The 2,878-nt window shown below is 56.2% G+C and carries 2 tRNA genes and 2 rRNA genes; all 4 read right to left on the bottom strand.

Features of this window, described 5'->3' with window-relative positions:
- A 23S ribosomal RNA gene (locus BRAS3843_RS25635) occupies positions 1 to 162 on the bottom strand; the annotation flags it as partial.
- 549 nt (positions 163 to 711) lie between these two features.
- Positions 712 to 787, bottom strand: a tRNA-Ala gene (locus BRAS3843_RS25630).
- A gap of 145 nt (positions 788 to 932) precedes the next feature.
- Positions 933 to 1,009 (bottom strand) — tRNA-Ile (locus tag BRAS3843_RS25625).
- 247 nt (positions 1,010 to 1,256) lie between these two features.
- Positions 1,257 to 2,745 (bottom strand): 16S ribosomal RNA (locus BRAS3843_RS25620).
- Between the last annotated feature and the right edge of the window lie 133 nt (positions 2,746 to 2,878).

Genomic DNA, 2,878 nt, shown 5'->3' with positions numbered 1-2,878 from the left:
ACCAAGGTCTTGGAGTTCCGGCTATCGAAGGTGGGTTTCCCCATTCGGAAATCCGCGGATCAAAGCTTCTTCGCAGCTCCCCACGGCTTATCGCAGCGTAGCACGTCCTTCATCGCCTCTCAGCGCCAAGGCATCCACCGAACACCCTTAAGGCACTTGATTGCTCTCATTATCAATGTCCACACACTCGGCAGAATGTATGCCGCGCCCCACCTCACCCTCGCGGGCAAAGCNTTCGGATCGCGGCCGGACACTGATTAGAAAGACCAGCTTGCTTCTTAAGATCGAACCGATAGCGAGGCGGTCAAGCTTCGCTAACAGAGCCGTTTACAACAGGACATACGCTTCACAGCGTCATGCTTCACAGCACATTGTCCCGCGCCGAAACGACCCGGAGATAGTGAAGGTCACGCACAGTTTGATGCCAAAAGCGTCCGCTCGATTGCTCGAGCAAATGCCTTGAGCCTGCACGATCCCAACTCGGATCGATCTCCTCTTCACGATGTCAGATAACACGCAGTCTTCTGTAGTCCCGGTGAGGACCAGAAGATGCGAAGTGTTGTCTCGCGGACGAATTTTGAACACGCCGGCAATAGCCCGTCTCCGCCAAGTGGCTCCGCCGGGCACCACGCTCAGCCCTTCGGCTCCTGCATGGTTGATCCAGCTTCCCTACCCCTTGGCCGCGCCACGCGTAGCCCGAAGGGCGAAGCGTGGTGGAGCCTGTCGGGATCGAACCGACGACCTCATGCTTGCAAAGCACGCGCTCTCCCAGCTGAGCTAAGGCCCCATAACCGGAAAGACGAATGCGTGAGCTGCAGGATCGTCGAGACGATGTGAACCGATGGCTGCCCGTCTTCGCCAAGTGGCTACGCCGGGCACGCTTCGCTCATGTGAGAGCGAGGCTGCGCCACGCGAAGCCGACAGGCGAAGCGTGGTGGGCCTGGGAAGACTTGAACTTCCGACCTCACGCTTATCAAGCGCGCGCTCTAACCAACTGAGCTACAAGCCCCTAACGCTTAAGAGCTCGTCGCGCCCAGCATCCAGCGCATTCGCGCTTAACGATGATCGACAAGCGCAAGCCCCAGGCAGCGTGTTCGTCCGCGAAGAAAGAGAAACGAAGACGGCGAAATCCCGCCAATGGAGCTCAAAAGGATCTGGCGATCCCAATGGCCCCTGAATGTTTCTAAAACAGCTCGATAGCTGATCGGTCCGAAGACCAATCGATCCGAAGATCATTGCTGAAGAGCCATCCTTAGAAAGGAGGTGATCCAGCCGCAGGTTCCCCTACGGCTACCTTGTTACGACTTCACCCCAGTCGCTGACCCTACCGTGGTCGGCTGCCTCCATTGCTGGTTAGCGCACCGCCTTCAGGTAAAGCCAACTCCCATGGTGTGACGGGCGGTGTGTACAAGGCCCGGGAACGTATTCACCGTGGCGTGCTGATCCACGATTACTAGCGATTCCAACTTCATGGGCTCGAGTTGCAGAGCCCAATCCGAACTGAGACGGTTTTTTGAGATTTGCTAGGACTTGCGTCTTCGCTTCCCATTGTCACCGCCATTGTAGCACGTGTGTAGCCCAGCCCGTAAGGGCCATGAGGACTTGACGTCATCCCCACCTTCCTCGCGGCTTATCACCGGCAGTCTCCTTAGAGTGCTCAACTAAATGGTAGCAACTAAGGACGGGGGTTGCGCTCGTTGCGGGACTTAACCCAACATCTCACGACACGAGCTGACGACAGCCATGCAGCACCTGTGTTCCGGGCTCCGAAGAGAAGGTCACATCTCTGCGACCGGTCCCAGACATGTCAAGGGCTGGTAAGGTTCTGCGCGTTGCGTCGAATTAAACCACATGCTCCACCGCTTGTGCGGGCCCCCGTCAATTCCTTTGAGTTTTAATCTTGCGACCGTACTCCCCAGGCGGAATGCTTAAAGCGTTAGCTGCGCCACTGGTGAGTAAACCCACCAACGGCTGGCATTCATCGTTTACGGCGTGGACTACCAGGGTATCTAATCCTGTTTGCTCCCCACGCTTTCGTGCATCAGCGTCAGTATCGGGCCAGTGAGCCGCCTTCGCCACTGGTGTTCTTGCGAATATCTACGAATTTCACCTCTACACTCGCAGTTCCACTCACCTCTCCCGAACTCAAGATCTTCAGTATCAAAGGCAGTTCTGGAGTTGAGCTCCAGGATTTCACCCCTGACTTAAAGACCCGCCTACGCACCCTTTACGCCCAGTGATTCCGAGCAACGCTAGCCCCCTTCGTATTACCGCGGCTGCTGGCACGAAGTTAGCCGGGGCTTATTCTTGCGGTACCGTCATTATCTTCCCGCACAAAAGAGCTTTACAACCCTAGGGCCTTCATCACTCACGCGGCATGGCTGGATCAGGCTTGCGCCCATTGTCCAATATTCCCCACTGCTGCCTCCCGTAGGAGTTTGGGCCGTGTCTCAGTCCCAATGTGGCTGATCATCCTCTCAGACCAGCTACTGATCGTCGCCTTGGTGGGCCGTTACCCCACCAACTAGCTAATCAGACGCGGGCCGATCTTTCGGCGATAAATCTTTCCCCGTAAGGGCTTATCCGGTATTAGCACAAGTTTCCCTGTGTTGTTCCGAACCAAAAGGTACGTTCCCACGCGTTACTCACCCGTCTGCCGCTGACGTATTGCTACGCCCGCTCGACTTGCATGTGTTAAGCCTGCCGCCAGCGTTCGCTCTGAGCCAGGATCAAACTCTCAAGTTGAACTTGAAGCTTTGAACCGGCTGATCACAACGTTTGACGAGGTCCCACCTATCGATCTCCAACGCTTCACAGCGCTGAAAACCATGGTGTTACCTTTAAAACGTCGACCGCCGAAGTCTTCTCGTCCGATCCC

This window comes from Bradyrhizobium sp. STM 3843, from assembly GCF_000239815.1.
Taxonomy (GTDB): domain Bacteria; phylum Pseudomonadota; class Alphaproteobacteria; order Rhizobiales; family Xanthobacteraceae; genus Bradyrhizobium.
Note: the sequence above shows the minus strand (reverse complement) of the source record. Positions and strands in the feature narration are given on the sequence as shown.